14 protein-coding genes are annotated in these 17,578 nt (G+C 49.6%); 12 read left to right on the top strand and 2 right to left on the bottom strand.

What is annotated here, in order from left to right; all coding sequences use genetic code 11:
• The first annotated feature begins 6 nt into the window (after positions 1-6).
• From WMO65_RS01745 to WMO65_RS01735, 3 genes are all read left to right on the top strand, one after another.
• Entirely contained in the window at positions 7-1,131 is a 1,125-nt protein-coding gene (locus WMO65_RS01745) for a hypothetical protein (RefSeq protein ID WP_148393128.1), read from the top strand.
• Positions 1,132-1,142: 11 nt separating this feature from the next.
• Positions 1,143-2,306: a hypothetical protein gene (locus tag WMO65_RS01740; RefSeq protein ID WP_148393127.1), complete on the top strand. Its 1,164-nt coding sequence runs from the start codon at positions 1,143-1,145 to the stop codon at positions 2,304-2,306.
• A 108-nt stretch (positions 2,307-2,414) separates the two neighbouring features.
• Positions 2,415-3,560 (top strand): class I SAM-dependent methyltransferase, encoded by a 1,146-nt coding sequence (locus tag WMO65_RS01735; RefSeq protein ID WP_435380242.1) that lies wholly within the window; start codon positions 2,415-2,417, stop codon positions 3,558-3,560.
• Positions 3,561-3,666: 106 nt separating this feature from the next.
• Here the strand turns inward: WMO65_RS01735 and WMO65_RS01730 are convergent, their stop codons facing one another.
• Positions 3,667-4,413 carry a DUF6198 family protein gene (locus WMO65_RS01730; protein ID WP_054350819.1) on the bottom strand — a complete coding sequence of 249 codons (747 nt, stop codon included), beginning with the start codon at positions 4,411-4,413 and terminating at the stop codon, positions 3,667-3,669.
• A 142-nt stretch (positions 4,414-4,555) separates the two neighbouring features.
• Between WMO65_RS01730 and WMO65_RS01725 the strand changes: the two genes are divergently transcribed.
• The 3 genes from WMO65_RS01725 to WMO65_RS01715 all read left to right on the top strand — a co-directional run bounded on the left by WMO65_RS01725 (position 4,556) and on the right by WMO65_RS01715 (position 10,651).
• Positions 4,556-8,191 carry a DUF11 domain-containing protein gene (locus WMO65_RS01725; RefSeq protein WP_187370638.1) on the top strand — a complete coding sequence of 1,212 codons (3,636 nt, stop codon included), beginning with the start codon at positions 4,556-4,558 and terminating at the stop codon, positions 8,189-8,191.
• 179 nt (positions 8,192-8,370) lie between these two features.
• Entirely contained in the window at positions 8,371-9,078 is a 708-nt protein-coding gene (locus tag WMO65_RS01720) for an ABC transporter ATP-binding protein (RefSeq protein WP_033143248.1), read from the top strand.
• Complete coding sequence (locus WMO65_RS01715) at positions 9,071-10,651, top strand: hypothetical protein (protein ID WP_148393124.1); 1,581 nt, start codon at positions 9,071-9,073, stop codon at positions 10,649-10,651. The genes WMO65_RS01720 and WMO65_RS01715 overlap by 8 nt, the downstream gene beginning before the upstream one ends.
• A 5-nt stretch (positions 10,652-10,656) precedes the next feature.
• Here WMO65_RS01715 and WMO65_RS01710 read toward each other — a convergent pair whose 3' ends face one another.
• On the bottom strand, positions 10,657-11,331 hold the full coding sequence (locus WMO65_RS01710; RefSeq protein WP_243128831.1) for an alpha-helical endospore appendage domain-containing protein: 675 nt from the start codon (positions 11,329-11,331) through the stop codon (positions 10,657-10,659).
• 323 nt (positions 11,332-11,654) lie between these two features.
• Between WMO65_RS01710 and WMO65_RS01705 the strand changes: the two genes are divergently transcribed.
• The 6 genes from WMO65_RS01705 to WMO65_RS01680 all read left to right on the top strand — a co-directional run bounded on the left by WMO65_RS01705 (position 11,655) and on the right by WMO65_RS01680 (position 17,575).
• Positions 11,655-11,963 (top strand): alpha-helical endospore appendage domain-containing protein, encoded by a 309-nt coding sequence (locus tag WMO65_RS01705; protein WP_103731877.1) that lies wholly within the window; start codon positions 11,655-11,657, stop codon positions 11,961-11,963.
• Complete coding sequence (locus tag WMO65_RS01700) at positions 11,963-14,050, top strand: alpha-helical endospore appendage domain-containing protein (protein WP_148393123.1); 2,088 nt, start codon at positions 11,963-11,965, stop codon at positions 14,048-14,050. The genes WMO65_RS01705 and WMO65_RS01700 overlap by 1 nt, the downstream gene beginning before the upstream one ends.
• Before the next feature lie 185 nt (positions 14,051-14,235).
• Positions 14,236-15,414: a DUF6070 family protein gene (locus WMO65_RS01695; RefSeq protein ID WP_103731876.1), complete on the top strand. Its 1,179-nt coding sequence runs from the start codon at positions 14,236-14,238 to the stop codon at positions 15,412-15,414.
• 132 nt (positions 15,415-15,546) lie between these two features.
• The gene (locus WMO65_RS01690; RefSeq protein ID WP_148393122.1) at positions 15,547-16,182 is read left to right on the top strand and encodes a GyrI-like domain-containing protein; all 636 of its coding nucleotides are present in this window, start codon (positions 15,547-15,549) and stop codon (positions 16,180-16,182) included.
• 68 nt (positions 16,183-16,250) lie between these two features.
• Positions 16,251-16,730 (top strand): MGMT family protein, encoded by a 480-nt coding sequence (locus WMO65_RS01685; protein ID WP_033143254.1) that lies wholly within the window; start codon positions 16,251-16,253, stop codon positions 16,728-16,730.
• Positions 16,731-17,038: 308 nt separating this feature from the next.
• Positions 17,039-17,575, top strand: coding sequence for a helix-turn-helix domain-containing protein (locus WMO65_RS01680; RefSeq protein ID WP_148393121.1), 537 nt, complete (start codon positions 17,039-17,041; stop codon positions 17,573-17,575).
• Positions 17,576-17,578 lie beyond the last annotated feature (3 nt).

The raw sequence follows: 17,578 nt of genomic DNA, 5'->3' as shown, positions 1-17,578 counted from the left end.
AAAAGGATGAGAGAAGAATGGAAGCACCAGATATGCAGCCCCCTGTTCTGGGGGATTCTCATAGGAAGTATTCTGGTGAACACGTGGATCCTGGCGAATTTCAGAGGACAGAGGGATCTTGTAAAGAGAAGTCGGGAAGTCTGGGAACAGGTGCAGCTTCCGGTCAGTGAGGAAACTGCCCGAATATATCTGGATATGCTGGAACCCACAGAAAAAAAAGAGACAGGGGTACCCACGTTTCGGCAGATGATGGAGGGAACGCTGTATATGCTGCGGGAATTGGACGGAGAGAGTCTGGCAGATGCATTTTCCTCTTCTTTGATGCTGGACGGCAGAGCTGAGGACTATGTTAGGGAGGAGTATGGAAAATTGGAGACAGTTCTGGAAAAGAACCGGGAGAACGGGACGGCTGCCGGCTTTTTTGTACCCTGCAGCCGGAGCTTTTTTGAACTGTTTTCCAGATGGATTCCCCTGTCTTGTACACTGGAGAGTATACTTGCGGGGATTCTGCTCATGATGCACAGTGTCAGTGAAACCTTTACGACTGGGACAGCGGCGGTGGTGTACGCCACAAAGGCGGGAAGGAGAATCCAGGACAGCAGGAGAAGGGCTGCCGCTGCTTTGGGGATACTGTTTACCGTATGCATCTGGAGTGTGACATTACTGGGGGCATGTGCCGTATTTCCTCTGGGGAGTCTTTGGAAAACGCTGGTAGGAAGTATGATGCTGCTGGATTCCTTTTTCCCCATGATAAGCAGAATCCCACTGACTGCGGCCGGGTACTTGGGAGCGGAATTTCTGATTTCCCTGTTTACGGCACTGCTGTTTTCCTATATGAGTTTCAGTCCGGTGACCAGGAATAAGAACAGTTTTGCGTCCTTTGTACAGTTGGGAATGGGGTGCGCAGTTGTCTACACCGTGACCTCGTTGTTTCCAAAAGACAGCAGGTTTTATTTTACCATGCAGTATAATCCCGTGGATCTGGCAGGAAAGGCAGGCCACTGGATGGTAAGCGGCGGGACCTTTTTTTCACCGCAGCATTATGAAGTGCTTGTGCTTCTTCTGTGGGGAGTTGTGGCGGGGGCGGCCGCGTACGCTGCCAGAAGAAAATTTTTAGCGGAGGATTTGTAGGAGGTGAAGTTATGTTATTGGAAGAGATCAAAAAGATGTGGAGTCTGAAAAAATGTCTGTGTCTGCTGGTATTTGGAATCCTGTATTTTCTTCTCTTTATCAGGCCGTATGTGTCTGTACATGAGGGCAGTTACCAGCAGGCCGCGGATATGGCGGTTTCCATGGCTGAAAAATACGGGGATTCTATATCAGAGGATGCATACAGGAAGATGAAGGCAGATGCACCGGCAAAAGGTGTCAGCAGGATAGATAAGATAATAGCAGAAAATGCCATGTTTCAGAGCTATGGCTTTCACACATTCCAGGAGTTCAACAACAAAGAGGAGAGTTTAACAGAGGCGGAGGACACTGCGCTTTGGATGGAGATTTACGATGTGTGCAGTGATAAGGAGGTAAGCGAAGAATTCACCCGGTCCATAGAACTGAATCTGTACGACATGTATCTGGAACGGTATCAGGCCGAGGCACAGAGCGGGGCGGATGCCACGTCATATTATGAGAATCTGAATGAGGAGCAGAGGCAGCGGGTCATAAGCAGGAACGAGAGAGAAGTCTTCGGTGTCCTGCCGCCTCTGGTGACTGCCGATAACTTTGAAGTGCTGCAGTTCTGGGCGGCCTTTGTGATCATCAGTGCAGCCTTCATGATCCTGCCGTATATGGTGCAGGAAAACAGGAACCGGATGCCCCTGCTGCAGTACAGCACCAGAAAGGGAAGAAAATACTATCTGTATAAACTGGGGGCCTGTCTCCTGTCTGTATTTCTCCTGATCGCAGCGGAGTTTTTGTTTTACATGCTGACAGCAAAGATAAACCGTGTGACGGATTTCTGGAATGCGCCGGCAGCTTCTTTTTCCAGCGGTTATATCGGATGGTTCCCCTGGTCTCTGGGCACCATGACGCTGATGAATGTACTGTTCTGCGCCATGACGGCAGTGGGGGCGGGGCTGGTGGTTTTCGCGGTCACAAGGTACTGCAGAAATTATATCACGGCAATTGCCTGGGCGCTTCCGCTGGTCGTTCTGGCAGGGTGTTACGGCTCGTTTCTTGCCCGTGATTTTATGGAGATCACAAGGTGGAAATATCTGGTGCCGACAGCGGCCTTGATCGTTCTGGGAAGCGGAATTCTGGCTGTGGGCCTGCAGTTTGCTGCGGAGAGAAGGCGAAATATCGATTAGAAGGGCCTTAAAATGTATGAATTGTATCAATTATGTTAAAAATGCTTTTATAGAGCAAGCGCGTGTACGCGGCAGCAAGGAGGAACAAAAGTGCTGGAAGAAAACATGATGATACAGTTCTTGAAAAAATTTGATGAATATCCGTTTCTGGTGAAGGCATCGGGAAAAGAGTACCTGATTGGGGAGGGGAATCCCCTGTTTACAGTCAACTGCCGTAAAATGATCCCCATGAAGGAGCTGGTCACCAGTACCTCCCTGGCATTGGGGGAGGCATACATGAATGATGACCTGGAAATAGAGGGAGATTTATATGAGGCGCTGGACCATTTTCTGGGGCGGATGGATAAGTTTTCCATGGACCGGAAGGCGCTGAAAAAGCTTATCTTCTCCTCCACGGCAAAAAAGAACCAGCAGAGAGAAGTCAGAAGCCATTATGATATCGGAAATGATTTTTATAAGCTCTGGCTGGATGAGACGATGAGCTATTCCTGCGGATATTTTCTTCACGAGGATGACACGCTGTACCAGGCCCAGGTCAATAAGGTGGATTATATTTTGCAGAAGCTGTATCTGAAAGAGGGGATGAGCCTGCTGGACATTGGATGCGGCTGGGGATTTCTTCTCATAGAGGCAGCGAAAAAGTACAAGATCAGAGGAACGGGAATCACGCTGAGCGAAGAACAGCACAGGGAATTCCGGAAACGCATCAAAAAAGAAGGGCTGGAGGACCTGCTCACAGTGGAGCTGATGGATTACAGGGAGCTTGAGAAAAGCGGGCTTAAGTTTGACCGTGTTGTGAGTGTGGGCATGGCGGAACATGTGGGGCGTGAGAATTACCAGATGTTCATTGACTGCATCAGCAGCGTTCTGCAGCCGGGAGGCCTGCTTTTACTGCATTTTATCAGTGAATTAAAAGAGCATCCCGGTGACCCCTGGATCAAGAAGTATATCTTTCCCGGCGGTGTTGTGCCGAGCCTCAGGGAAATGGTCTCCTGTCTGGCGGAGGACGGCTTTCATGTGATGGATGTGGAGAATCTGCGGAATCACTATAACCGCACACTTCTGTGCTGGGAGAAGAATTTTAAAGAACACGCAGATGAAGTGAGAGAAATGTTTGATGAGAAATTTGTCCGCATGTGGGAATTATATCTTGCATCCTGCGCGGCTACTTTTCACAATGGTGTGATAGATATCCATCAGATACTGGCATCAAAGGGAATCAATAATGAACTGCCGATGGTACGGTGGTACTGAGAAGAAGAGAAAAAGCCCTCCGGGCAGGATGCGCACTTCACGCAAGAGGAAAATGGCCGCAAATGGCCGCGCTTCGGCGCGAGAGTCCGGTAAGCCGGGCTCTTTCTTACATACATGTCTCTGCCATCCCTGCCAGTGACAGCATCTTTTCCTGAGTAAGGTGATTGAAAACAGCGATTACCCGCCCCACACCGATCACAGCGATCACGGTGCCGAGACCAATGCCTGTGAGATGTCCGGCAAACAGCAGGCTGACCGCAATGGTGAAGGAGATATTCAGAAGGTCAAAACAGTTTTTGGTAAATCCCACTTTCCAGCCGGTGCAGTCCGCGATCGCCTGGACAATACCGTCTCCCGGGTTGGGGATCACGCGCATGTTCAGGGACATAGCAGCCCCGGCTCCGGTCAGCGCTATGGCAAAGAGTAAAATAAGGATCCTTCCGGCAAAACTGCCCAAAAAGCTGCCTGCGTAAGCCGTCTCAAATTCAGGGATCCTGTCTGAGAAAAGATTGAGAAACCGGGTAAAGACAAGGCTCAGGGGAAGCTGCAGCACATCCATCAGAAGTACCAGCTTCAGATTCGTCCGGTTGGCATGAGCCAGGACCTGCCCTCCTCTGGCAGAGTATTTTTTATTGCGGACAATGTGGAGGCACATTTCCACCAGGACAAAAATACTGTAAAGGATAAATGTCATGTCTCCGAAGTTCAGATTCCAGATGGAGGAGATGCTGTAAGAGACGGATATGATGGGAGAGACACCAAGTCCGGATTTGGTGTTCAGGGAAATCCCCAGGGCCAGCAGCAAAAGTCCTGCCGCGTAATACAGCCCCCGGTAAAAAAATGGTTTTTTCATAATGCTTATGTACACTTCCTGTTTTCTTTTATTTACACGTTCTTATCTTACCACACAATAAAATAAAAATGAAGAACATTTCGTCCCACTTCCGAATATGTTATAGGAGGCAAAAACCGAAACATAAGCGGGAGGTATGAGGATGGCAGAAAAAAACAGCGGTGCAGAGGGGCGGACAGCACTCGGTGCGCCGTTTCCATGTGATTCTAAAATGATATTGTTTTCCGGGAGGCCCACAAGCTGGTATGAGGTAGAGATGGTGACCGGCAGGGCAAAGCTTCGGGGAACCCTGGTTCCTGAGAGAGAGATAAACGCCATTGGCTACAATGTGCTGGATTCTTATATTTACGGATATGACCAGAAAAGCGGCCAGTTTGTCCGGGTGGACAGCAGCGGCGCGGCGGAGGTCCTGACACCCAGGCCCCGGGGACTGCCTGCGGCTTTTTATGATGTGGGGACCCTGGATCTGAACGGGTATTATTATCTGTATGCGTCAGGGGAGCAGAGATTTTATACCGTGGATCTGAGGCCGGGTTCCCCCACGTATTTAAGACTGGTTGAACCGGCTGCCGGTTATGGGGAGCAGACGGAGAACTACGGCACAGCGCTCACACAGCCCCTTAAGATCGGAGACTGGGTGTGGCAGTCACAGGAAAATGTTCTGTATGGGGTAGCGGATGACGGAACCGTGTACCGGATTTTTACTGATGGTCAGGTGACAGCCCTTGATACTACAGGGCCTGATCCGGGCAGTACTTTCGGGGCAGCGGTCATGGACCGGAATGGGGTGCTCTATGCGGTGGCAGGCGGGGACGGAACCATTTACCGGTACCTGATCGAACAGGACAGGGCGCAGGCAGCCCGGTTTTCCGCAACCGTGCAGAATGCATACCAGGATGGTACCATGTGTCCGTATGCGGCTTTGGAGGTGGATTTTGGTGATGCGCCTGATATCGGAGGCACAGCGGGAAGCGGGAATTATAATACGCTGCTTGCCAGTGACGGGCCGCGCCACAGAATTGTTGACGGGCTGACTCTGGGACTTCTGGTAACCGGGGAGACAGAAGCACATCAGAATGCTGCAGCGGATGGGGATGATCTGGAGCGCCGGATACAGGATGATGCCCTGACGGTTCCTCTGGCTTCCCTGCATGTGACAGACAGCACATATCATGTACTTGCGGGGGTCAGAAACCTTACGGGCACCCCTGCGAATCTGTACGGGTGGATCGATTTTAACAACAACGGGCTGTTTGAGGAGGAGGAATCGGTACACCGGGTCGTGCCGGCCAGTTCCCAGACCCAGATGATCTCCCTGGATTTTACGGTTCCGCCTTCCGCCAGGCTTCGGCCGGGGCATACATTTTTAAGACTCCGCCTGACCACGGATGATCTGCCGGAGGGGACATTGCTGGGACAGGACACGAGAAGCGTAGGGCCTGCGTCTGACGGGGAGGTGGAGGACTATATCATAGAAATCCAGGCGCTGGCAGATCTATCTGTGGAGAAAACGGCTGAACCGGATTCTCTCAATGAGGGGGAACGGATCACCTACCGCATTGTGATCAGAAACCAGGGTCCTCATCCTGCTCTTGCAGTGCGTCTGACGGATGATATCCCGGAAGAGATTTTTGAGCCTGAATACAGCACAGACAACGGAGGAACATGGAATCCGTGGACGGGAAGCCTGGAGATTGGAGAGATGCAGGCCGGCGAGGAGCGGGTGGTTCTTATTCGCGGCATCTTCCGCAGCGGCACAGCCACTGAGGTGGAGAACACGGCCCGCATCACAACAGGCTCCCAGGATGACAATCCGGATAACAACACGTCCACAGTGGTAACTCCGGTTAACCGTTCGGCTGATCTGTCTGTCACTAAGAAAGCAATCCCTTCTCCGGCTGTTGCAGGGGAACAGGTGGAATTCCTGATAGAAGTCACAAATCATGGGCCGGATGACGCGCTGAATGCCAGGATGACGGATAATATTCCGGCGGTACTGGAAAGACCTGAGATATCTTATGACCAGGGCGCGTCCTGGCAGGTATTCAGCGGGCAGACCGATGTATTTCGTGTGCCTTCCGGCAGCAGTGTGACATTCCATATAAGAGGAATGCTTTCGGCGTCGGCCGCAGGCAGTTTTTCCAACAGAGCTGAGGTGCAGTCTGAGACACCAGACCCGGACCTTTCTAATAATACAGATACCATAGAAGTTCCCATTGACCGGTCCGCAGACCTGTCCGTGATAAAAAGGGCAGTCCAGGCCGCAGTATACGAAGGACAGAGAATCGAATTCATCATAGTGCTTGAAAACAAAGGGCCATCGGATGCGGAAAATGTCACACTGACGGATGCAGTGCCGGCGGAGATCGTGAACGCTGAATTTTCCCTGAATGGGGGAGGCGTGTGGAATATCTGGAGCGGCTCCTATACCTGGCCCGATTTCCCGGTGGGAAGCAGTGTGACGGTACAGCTTCGCGGTACGGCAGCCCACGGATTTACCGGAACAGTGACGAATACGGCGGTGGTGACTTCATCCGTACCGGACCCGAACCCGGATAATAATTCATCCGAGGATACAGTCACAGTGGAACCGGGCGCAGATCTGACAGTGAGCAAGACAGCAGATCCGGACAGCATCACAGCAGGACAGAGAGTTGTGTACACCATAACAACCGGCAACCTGGGACCCGGCAGGGCTGAAAATGTTATCATCCGGGATGCAGCGTCCCCGTATCTGATGGAGACAGAGTATTCCATAGACGACGGAAGGACCTGGCTTCCCTGGAGCGGTTCCTATGCCGTCACATCTCTGGAAGCAGGGGAAAGTGCGGAAATCTCCCTGAGAGGCAGGACAGAGCCGTCCTTTACGGGCACACTTCGCAACACAGTGTCTGTCAGTTCGGATACACCGGACCCGAACCCGGGCAATAACACAGATGAGACGGAAGTGGTGGTGGATGTGTCGGCAGACCTGTCTGTGAGAAAGACGGCAAAACCGAATCCCGCCAAACCCGGCGTACCGGTCACCTATGAAGTTACGGTAAAGAATCTGGGACCGTCGGATGCCGTGCAGGTGACTCTGGAGGATGCCATGCCGGCCGTTCTGGTGAACCTGGAGGTCTCCGCAGATGACGGGGAGAACTGGGAACCCTTCAGCGGCTCATGGACAACGGAATTTCTGGCTGCGGGTACTTTTGTAAGGCTGCTGCTCAGGGGATTTGTGCCCCATAATGCCACGGGACAGTTGGTAAATACCGTGGAGGTAAGCAGCAGTACCAGGGACCCCTATCCTGACAACAACAGGTTCGAGCTTGTGACCCCCATCGCGCCCATGCCGGAGTTATTTATCACCAAGACCGCGTATCCGGACTGCGCCATACCCTGTGAATATCTGATCTACACCATCCTGGTGGAGAACAGCGGTTCCGCAGACGCGGAAGAGGTAGTGCTCACGGATTACATTCCGCGGGAACTTTGTAATCTGCAGTTTTCCGCAGACGGAGGCAGGACCTGGTCAGAGTGGAATGGGTCAGAAGCGATCGGAACGATCAGGAAGGGAGAAACTGTGACCATACTCATTGCGGGGATGGTCCATGGCAGAGCCTGCGGGGTTATCACCAACACCGCATCCGTATTCCGCGCAGGTTCGGAGGAATACTATCCGGATGACAGCGTTACCATAACCACGCCGGTAAAACAGTGCTGTTGCTGTGAACCGGGAAGGCCGATCCCTCTGGAAAAGAGCAGGGTGTACCGGGATTTCTTCCATAACATGTGATAAAAGACACATCCCCCGGGCTGTCCGGCATATCCCTGTGCGGGAAATACCGGGCAGCCCGGCATAATGTAACAAAATGTTCACGTGACAGAATGGGAAGTTCTGGTATAATAGACATATCACTTTATAATTGTCTATTATTTCAAGGCATAAGGGCAGAGCAGGAGAGGAGAAACAGCATGAATTTTGTCATAGAACATCTTTCAAAAGCCTTTGAGAAAAAGCAGGTACTAAAGGATATTACATTTACTTTTGACAGTGGAAAGATCTACGGACTTCTGGGAAGAAACGGGGCAGGCAAGACCACACTTTTTAACTGTCTGAACCGGGACCTGAAGACAGACGGAGGGGATTTCTTCCTGCAGGAGAACGGGGAGAGATCGGAGTTAGCGGCGGAGGATATCGGTTATGTCCTGTCAACGCCCACTGTCCCGGAATTTCTCACAGGAAGGGAATTTCTGAAATTTTTTATTGATATCAATGAAAAGAGTATTGCGGATATAAAAGCTTTGGATGAGTATTTTTCCATTATGAACATTGATGAGGAGGACAGGGATAGGCTTCTCAAAGACTATTCCCATGGTATGAAAAATAAGATGCAGATGCTGATCAATATCATCGCACAGCCAAAGCTTCTGCTTCTGGATGAGCCGCTCACATCCCTGGATGTGGTGGTGGCTGAGGAGATGAAGCAGCTTCTGCGCTCATTGAAAAAGGACAGGATCATTATTTTTTCCACACATATTATGGAGCTGGCTCTTGACCTGTGTGATGAGATCGTGATCCTCAACCATGGAGAGCTGGAAGTGGTAGATCCGTCTAATCTGGATAATGGCGGATTTAAGGACAAGATCATACGGGCACTGAAGGAGGAAGAGAATGATTAGGACGTTTCGTATTTCTTTTTCGCTGAAAAATACATACCGTGTGAACACGATCCTCTATTCCCTGAAGCAGATTCCCCTTATCAGGAAGATTCTGCCCCAGAGCCTCTACAGGAGCCAGGGGCTGAAGATATTTGCCAATATACTGTCCGGCCTGTGGGAAATCGCGGGAACTTTTCTGGGGAAGGTTTTATATCTTCTGATCATGGTATTCGGGTTGGGGATGCTCTATGAGAACACAGGGGACGGAAGACTGTTTGTACATATTTTGTTCTTTCTGAGTCTGGTCGGGTCTTATATGAATACCTATATGTTCAATCCCAGTAATGATAAGTATTATGCCATGATCTTAATGCGTATGGATGCCAGGTCCTATACACTGACGAACTATGCCTATGCGGTGGGAAAGTGCATCCTGGGATTTCTGCCTTTTACCATTTGGTTTGGGGTGGAGAGAAATATTCCGCTGTGGTGCTGCCTGCTTTTTCCGTTTTTTATCGCGTCAGTGAAGATGCTGATAGCCTGGAACTATCTGGTTGATTTTAAAAGGACAGGGGAGAGCAGGGATGAGAATCTTCCCGGTAAGCTGGGATGGATACTGACAGCAGTCCTGCTTGCGGCGGCTTATGGGCTTCCTTATCTGGGAGTGCTTCTGCCCATGTGGCTTATGGCAGCGTTCATGGTGCTTTCCGTGGCGGCGGCCTGCGGGGCAGCAGTTTATATGGGGCGGTTCGATGAGTACAGAACCCTGTATCAGCAGCTTCTGGCAAAATTCAGAAACGGTATGGATTATAAAGCAACAGTAAAGGCCGCGGTTGAGGAGCAGAACCGTAAGCTTATCAGCCAGGACACCGGAATTACCAGCAGCAGAAAGGGATTTGAGTATTTTAATGAGCTTTTCGTGCGCAGGCATCAGAAAATCCTCTGGAAATCGGTGAAGAGGCAGGCGGTTATCTGTCTGTTTCTGTTTGTGGGGATTCTGTTCCTGTTTCAGGTAAACGAGGATATCAGGAAACAGATCAACAGGATGCTTATGGTGTTTCTGCCGTACTTTGTGTTTATTATGTATATGATAAACCGGGGGACAAGTTTTACGCAGGCGCTGTTTATGAATTGTGACCACAGTATGCTCACATACTCTTTTTATAAGAAGCCGGAATTTATTCTGAAGCTGTTCCGCATCCGGCTCAGAGAGATCGTGAAGGTGAATCTGCTGCCCGCGTCGGTGATCGGTGTGGGGCTGCCGGTGCTGCTGTACTTCTCCGGGGGGACGGATAATCCTGTGAATTATTTGCTGCTGTTTGTGTCAGTGATGGCTATGAGTGCGTTCTTTTCCGTGCATTACCTGACCTGTTATTATCTGCTGCAGCCTTATAATGCGGGGACAGAGGTGGTCGGGGGGACTTACAAAATTGTCACCTGGGCGACCTACATTGTCTGCTTTATGTTCATGAACTTAAGGATGAGTACGCTGGTATTCGGAACGGTCGTTACCTGCTTTTGTCTGATTTACTGTGTGGTGGCCTGTATTGTGGTTTACCGGGTAGCCGGGAGGACATTTCGGATTAGGAATTAGGGTGTTTATGACTCCGGTTCGCTGTTGTCTGTGGGACAATCAAAGCGGCAGCACTCCAGCGCTTCCAGCTTGGCATAGAGTACCTGTTCCAGGAAAGTGACTTTGGTGACAGTCTGTTGGACGGATTGATTGACTTTCAGAAGGTCACAGATGTTGTCGGCCAGTTCGATGGCTTTCTGTAGTTTTTCACCTTCTGCATTCAGGATGTGGGCCAAAGCATTTTCCGTCTTGGCGATTGACTTCAGGATGGCACAGGCAGCGTCGGAACAGGAATTGCAGTTGCAGTCACAGTCGGAATCACAGTCACAGTTACAATCATAGTCGGGTCTGCAGGAGCATTTGGAGCTGCAGTTGCAGTCAGGGTTGCAGCAGCATTTGGAACTGCAGCACTTGGGGCAGCAATCGCAGTCACAGTCGGTTTTGCAATTGCTGCCTGATTTGCAGCAACCCTTAGAATCACAGTCACAGTCGGGCTTGCAGCATACTTTAGAATCACAATTGCAGTCAGATATGCAGCAGCCCTTAGAATTACAGTCCCGATCGGTTTTGCACCTGCAATTCATTTCAGAAATATTCATTTCACTTATATTCATTTTACAGATATCTGCAGCGGATATATCCGTGCCATATATTTCCTCAGCCAAACTGGCTATAGTTAGAGGTTCTATTTTTTGATTCATATATTTCTCCCTGATTAAAAAAAGCCAGAGCGTATTAGAAAATCATTCTCCGCAGACAGTGATAAACTGCGGGCAGGATTAAAGTTTCAAATTCACTCTAAAGTCCGTTTCCATGCAGATGCACATCGGAAAACAGCAGGACAGTTACCGGACAGCACCGGAATGGCAGCATATTTGTATTTAATATATGCGGGTTTTCGGATGACGGTACAGGATGTATTATTGTCCAATATCCTGTCCTATTAACTGGAGGCAAGTACCTGCATATATATAAATAATGAGCAGATATTTGCTCAGAATATGAATATTTAGGGGGATATTTTATGGGTATGCCCATTATTATGCCGGGGGACACTACGCTGGACCAGGCCGTAACAGATTTGATAATATCAGTTGCGATGCAGGAAACTTCACTTTCCCACATTCTGAACGCGGAGGGGGAAAAGATGGAGGCAATTATTTCCATGGAGGGAACATCTCCGGAGGACCTGATGAGGATGAACCAGTCTGCGGAACTCATAACAGGCGCGGTCACAAGGCTGGAGCTGATACTTCAGAGTAAATTAGAGCTGTTTGTCCGTTGTCCTTCTGTGACGAGCAGCAGTATGAATGGAACAGGAGGGGAAAGCTGATGGCAGTAGTAGCAGGCAGAGTGATATTTGACCGGGACAGAAGTGCAACTGTCAACAGCGTAGATTCCGGAATTGCCAATATTCCGGTTGTTTTGCAGAATGTAGACACCAATGAAAGGCTTACCGTTCTCACGGATGCAAATGGAAGTTATTCTTTTATCAATGTACCCCCGGGAAATTACAGGGTGGTAGAATCCTACGGAACACAGGGAGGCGTTCCATCACCGGGGAATTTTGCCGATGCGGAGACAGGAAGCATACCGCAGGGTGTGAACCCGCCCATCAGTACGGTGACGAATCCGCCTGTCGGTTCAACCAATCTTGACTCAGTGACGCCGGATACTCTGTTTGTGACAGTGGACATGGCAGATGTGATGAATCAGAACTTTCTGAACGGCCCGGTGATCTATACGCCTATTGGGGCACTTGTAGATCTGTGTGCGGTGGTATCAGGGGAAAATCTCATTGAAGCCGCGGATAACGGCACTTTCGGCAGTTTCCCGGCGGGGACGCCTGCCAATACAGGAGTACCGGTTGAGCCATATCCTGATGTGACGCCGGATTTCACTTATGTGCTGCCGAATCCGGATGTTTTTGCGCCTATGGGCGGGGAATATACAGTAGAAAATATTATGAATGATGCCAGAAGTGAGCAGATTGGCGCATGGTGGCGGATCGCAGACCATACGGAAGGCAATGAAACAGGACGAATGATGGTGGTAAACGGATACAACCCCGGCGCTGTATTTTTCCGTGCCGCGGTGGATGTTGAGGAAAACACCAGCTATCTGTTTACTGCATGGATACTGAATCTGTTCAGGGTTACAGGTTATCCCAATCCGGAATTGGGCGTGCGGGTTCTGGACAGAAACGGTAATATTTTATACAGCGCAACGCTGGGCCTGCTGATTCCGCCAAATGTAAATGCACCGGAATGGAAGCAGTTCGGTACAGTCCTCAACTCCGGGAACAATACCAGTCTCACAGTGGAATTTTTGAGTGAAGGCCCCGAGGTGATCGGGAATGATTATGCCATTGATGATGTAGCATTCCAGGAAATAGAGGTACGCCAATTTGTTCCGGTGAAGACTGCCAGTACCTCGGCTGCAGGTATCGGAGAAATTTTTGATTATACCGTCACATTGACAAATACCTGTGAGAATCCGCTTACAGATGTATTCTTCCGTGATTTGGTACCCCAGGGACTGACATTCGTTCCGGGCAGTGTGACCATCAATGGGACCACATTTCCGCAGGCAGACCCGGCGGAGGGATTTTCACTGCCCGATATTGCCGGCGGCCAGACCACAGCGGTCAGATTTTCTGTAGTGGCCAATGCGGTACCGGAAGAGAATCCCACGATCAACCGGGCAACTATTAATTACTCTTATACGCCTGTGGAGGGCGGAATCCCTGCTGCTTTCCAGGTGGAATCCAATGAGGTCCCGGTATTGATATCGGGGGCGCTGGCGGATCTGTCTGTGGTAAAGACAGCCAGTGAAAGCACTGCGGGACAGGGGGCACAACTAACCTATACCATTACTGTGTCAAATGCAGGCCCGTCTCCGGCTGAAGATGTTCTTTTAACAGATGCAGTACCCCCATCCCTTACAGATGCGGAATATTCCGTAAATGGTGGTACTGTTTTCAATCCGTGGAGCGGAAGATTGAGTCTTGGCACCCTTGAAGCGGGTGAAAACCGGATTATCCTCATCCGGGGAATCGTAAGCCCTCAGGCAGCGGGAACTATTGTAAACACCGCTGTTGTGACCTCTTCCACACCGGACCCCAATCCGGACAATAACTCATCCACCGTAACGATAAGCATTCTGACACCCAGATGCCGGGCCCTTGTAGATTTGGTAGAATCCGTTGCGCTGCAGGAAGCCGCCCTTGCCCGCATTCTAAATGCAGAGGGACAGAAAATGCAGGCGTTTATCAATTTGGAAGACGTGACCAATGAGGAATTATTCAAGCTCAATAGCTCTGTGACAAGTATGATCGGGACGGTTTCCAGACTGGAGATCGTACTTCAGGCAAAATTACAGAATGTGTCCTGTCAGCTTAATGACTGCCTGGATGCATAAACGATGTTGGCTTTGATGTAAAGACCGGGGCAGAAAGTGTTTTTTTCTGCCCCCTGATGTTTTCTATTGACTTTGAGGCCATATAAGTGTAAGCTTTAGACAAGTATACAGAAAATCGTGCCGGAATAGGCATGATTTTTCTTTGAATTTTAATCTTACAAATGTAATAATAAGGAGGATAGTATATGAGAAACAGAACAACCGAAGGGCGCCGGATGTTTTTCATTCTTATTTTATGCGTAAGTTTGGCGGGGTGCGGGAAGCTTTTGGTGGATGACAATGTCAGGGGGCAGAAGAATGAGAAGGCTGAATTTCTCCCTGAAAACGTACTGGAAGAGTATAGGGAAATATACACAGAGGCAGAAAACGCAGATGAATGGATGGAGATAGGGACAAGAGAGAAGATGGCAGCGTGTATAGGAAGCGCAGGATTTGCAGTCGTGGATATGGAGAATCAGATCAATATGGAGAATCCGGAAATTATGGAAGAATTTTGTGAGAAGGCAGAGAATGGGGAAAAGGTGTCTGCTTTTTTGATCCAGATCCGGAAAAGCGGAGAACTGCTGCGTATAGATTTTGCCGCGGAGGAGAAAAAGCTTGAAGTGAGAAAGACAGCACTCGACTGGCAGGGGGAGAAGCCGGAGATAAAAGAAGCGGATTCTTATGAGGCGGCATTTTGGGCGTATACACAGAAGGGATATCTGCTCTATGAGAAAGATCTTCCGGAGGGGTATGACGGTCCCCTGGGACACGATGCGGTACGGATAAAGCCGCTGGATGAAAAATGCAGGGCATACGGTCTGAAATATCTGATGCCCATAGGATATAAGGGAAATAATATGTTCCTGACAGAATGGAGTGAGGAGGACTATGGGGAGCTGGATTTTTTTGATTTGTATGAGCCGCTGTATCAGTTGAAATATGGAGAGCTGTTGAATGTCTCACTGGATACCCGCAGGGTACCGGCGGAGTCATTGGAAAATGTGATTGTGTCTTATTTCAGGATACCGGCGGATGTGCTCAGGGAGAGGGAACCGTTTGACCGTGAGACAGAGGAATATTTATGGCATAAGAGGGGATGGTATGAGTATTCTTTCAGCGATATGCCATATCCTGAGGTGACAGCGTATCGGGAAAATGAGGACGGGACGCTGACGCTTGTGACGGACGCGGTATGGGCGGAAGAGAACCTGGACCGGGCCTATTCCCATGAAGTCACTGTGCGGCTGCTGGAAGACGGGCAGTGGCAGTATGTATCCAATCATATTCTTCCGTCAGAGGAGAATAGGATTCCCGCATATACGGCCAGGTTTACGGAGGAGGAATGGGAGAAGTATTATGGGGATGTGCAGAAGGGGCAGTAAAATGCAGCAGTCTTTTTGAACATGACAGATAGATGTCGCGTTTGCGTGCTATACTTGTAATATAGATGCAGGAAACAGAAAAAGGCAGCCGGACAATCGGCGGAACGCAGAAGCAGTCCAGGAGGAAAAGTCATGAAATATGATTGGAGAAAACAGGAAAAGAAATTATACAGCCCGGGGGAAATGCCGGAGGAAGTTTGTGTTCCGGCACAGAGATTCCTTATGATAAGCGGAAAAGGAAATCCGAACCATGAGGACTTTTCAAATCGTGTGGGAGCTCTTTATTCTCTGGCTTACAGTATAAAAATGCGGTATAAGGCGGAGCATAAAGGCATGGAAAACAGGGATGCAGATATGGAAGAATTTGCCGTATACCCGCTTGAGGGAGTCTGGGATATGGAGGAAGAGACGGGAGCGGACGCACATGTGCTGGAGGACAAGGAGCATTTGCGCTACACGATCATGATACGGCAGCCGGACTGCATTACAGAGGAGATGTATGAGGCGGCTCTTGCGGCGGTGAAAAAGAAGAAACCAAATCCGCTGCTGGATGAGATCACCTGGGAAATCTGTGAGGAGGGCAGGTGCGTACAGATCCTTCACACGGGTTTGTTTGATGATGAGCCGGAGTCTTTCCGAAAGATGGACCTTTTTCTGGAGGAAATGCATTTAAAAAGGCGCAGTAAGACACACAGGGAAATCTATTTGAAAGATATGAGCCGTACAGCGCCGGAAAAAATGAAAACAATTCTGCGGTATACGGTATAAATCAAAACCGTCTCATTGCATATTTATCCGGAAGCGGGTATCCTTAGAGCATAAAGGAGGTGTTTTATATGGCGAATGAAGACAAGAAGGATTTCAATGCCATGCTTCACAAAGACACAGATATGCCGAAGGTACAGATCGTGACGGATGAAAAAACCATACAGAAGTACGGAGGCAGCAGAATGTATTTTGCACCGCCGGTTCATTACGATGAAGTTATGAAACGGATACCGGAGGGAAGGCTGACCACAGTGGGGGAGATCCGCAGTTACTTTGCGAGGAGCAATGGTGCTGATTTTACAGACCCTATCACAGCCGGCATCTTCGTATCCATAGCGGCCTGGGCCAGCCATCAGAGAACAGAGGATATCACGCCTTACTGGCGGACGCTGAAGGCAGGCGGTGAACTGAATCCCAAGTATCCGGGAGGCGTGGAGGCACAGAAAATAAAACTGGAAGCGGAAGGGCATGTCATTGCCCGGAAGGGGAGAACGAACATAAAATATTATGTGAGAGACTTTGAAATGTCATTGTTTCCCCTGACATAGAAGAATCGAAGTTACTATTCACGGCCACTGTTCCGCGAGGTGTTTTCAGGCCAAAGGCATGAAAAGCCCGAGGCAGCCAGCGCGATATGGGGCAGAATGCTCCATATCTGTGCATCGCGAAGCGTGTTACTGTTCACAGAACTGCGCTTTTTGCAGGGCTGTGAATAAGTAACGAATCGAAAGACGCACCCTCTGCGGTGCGTTTTTTGTGTTGACAAATCTCCGGAAGTGTATTATTATCAAAAATGAGAATATTATATAAATTGAAAACGTTAAGCCGCAGTATAGAATAACAGGAGGTGTGGCAAATGGAAGGAACAGACCTGGCGAAGATCGTCATGAATCCGGTGAGAATACGGATCGCCCAGTACCTCATTCTTCATGAGCAGGGGACGACAGCGCAGATTGGGGAGGAACTGAGTGATGTGCCGAAGGCCAGCCTGTACAGGCATATGAAAATGTTGGAGGACGCGGGCCTGATACAGGTAGTGCAGGAAAATAAAAAACGGGGAACCGTGGAGAAGGTCTATAAGCTCAATCAGGAGAATCCCATGGGCGGCAGAGAGCCGGGGAAAGAGGAGATAGCGCAGCTCATACACAGCTCTCTTCTGAGTATTATGGGAGAATTTCAGCGGTATCTGAAGCGGGAGGATGCGGACCCGCAGAAGGATATGATATCACTGACATCCGCGGTTTTTCTCCTGTCAGACGAAGAATTTCAGGAGTTTTTCGGGAAACTGGGTGAGCTGTACAGCAGCGTCATGAATAACCAGCCGGATGGAAAAAGGAAGCCGAGAAAGCTCACCCTGATTTCATCCCCGGTAACAGAGGAAAAGAAAAAGTAAGAA

The organism is Blautia caccae (genome assembly GCF_040095955.1).
GTDB lineage: Bacteria > Bacillota > Clostridia > Lachnospirales > Lachnospiraceae > Blautia > Blautia celeris.
The sequence above is the reverse complement of the archived record's forward strand: the minus strand, read 5'-3'. Positions and strand labels throughout refer to the sequence as shown.

Excerpts from the sequence above, each read along its gene's own strand:
- WMO65_RS01690 (WP_148393122.1), top strand. The coding sequence starts at position 15,547 with ATGAAATATGATTGGAGAAAACAGGAAAAGAAATTATACAGCCCGGGG.
- WMO65_RS01730 (WP_054350819.1), bottom strand. The coding sequence starts at position 4,413 with ATGAAAAAACCATTTTTTTACCGGGGGCTGTATTACGCGGCAGGACTT.
- WMO65_RS01705 (WP_103731877.1), top strand. The coding sequence starts at position 11,655 with ATGGGTATGCCCATTATTATGCCGGGGGACACTACGCTGGACCAGGCC.
- WMO65_RS01680 (WP_148393121.1), top strand. The coding sequence starts at position 17,039 with ATGGAAGGAACAGACCTGGCGAAGATCGTCATGAATCCGGTGAGAATA.
- WMO65_RS01710 (WP_243128831.1), bottom strand. The coding sequence starts at position 11,331 with ATGAATCAAAAAATAGAACCTCTAACTATAGCCAGTTTGGCTGAGGAA.
- WMO65_RS01735 (WP_435380242.1), top strand. The coding sequence starts at position 2,415 with ATGATACAGTTCTTGAAAAAATTTGATGAATATCCGTTTCTGGTGAAG.
- WMO65_RS01700 (WP_148393123.1), top strand. The coding sequence starts at position 11,963 with ATGGCAGTAGTAGCAGGCAGAGTGATATTTGACCGGGACAGAAGTGCA.
- WMO65_RS01745 (WP_148393128.1), top strand. The coding sequence starts at position 7 with ATGAGAGAAGAATGGAAGCACCAGATATGCAGCCCCCTGTTCTGGGGG.
- WMO65_RS01695 (WP_103731876.1), top strand. The coding sequence starts at position 14,236 with ATGAGAAACAGAACAACCGAAGGGCGCCGGATGTTTTTCATTCTTATT.
- WMO65_RS01685 (WP_033143254.1), top strand. The coding sequence starts at position 16,251 with ATGGCGAATGAAGACAAGAAGGATTTCAATGCCATGCTTCACAAAGAC.
- WMO65_RS01740 (WP_148393127.1), top strand. The coding sequence starts at position 1,143 with ATGTTATTGGAAGAGATCAAAAAGATGTGGAGTCTGAAAAAATGTCTG.
- WMO65_RS01715 (WP_148393124.1), top strand. The coding sequence starts at position 9,071 with ATGATTAGGACGTTTCGTATTTCTTTTTCGCTGAAAAATACATACCGT.
- WMO65_RS01725 (WP_187370638.1), top strand. The coding sequence starts at position 4,556 with ATGGCAGAAAAAAACAGCGGTGCAGAGGGGCGGACAGCACTCGGTGCG.
- WMO65_RS01720 (WP_033143248.1), top strand. The coding sequence starts at position 8,371 with ATGAATTTTGTCATAGAACATCTTTCAAAAGCCTTTGAGAAAAAGCAG.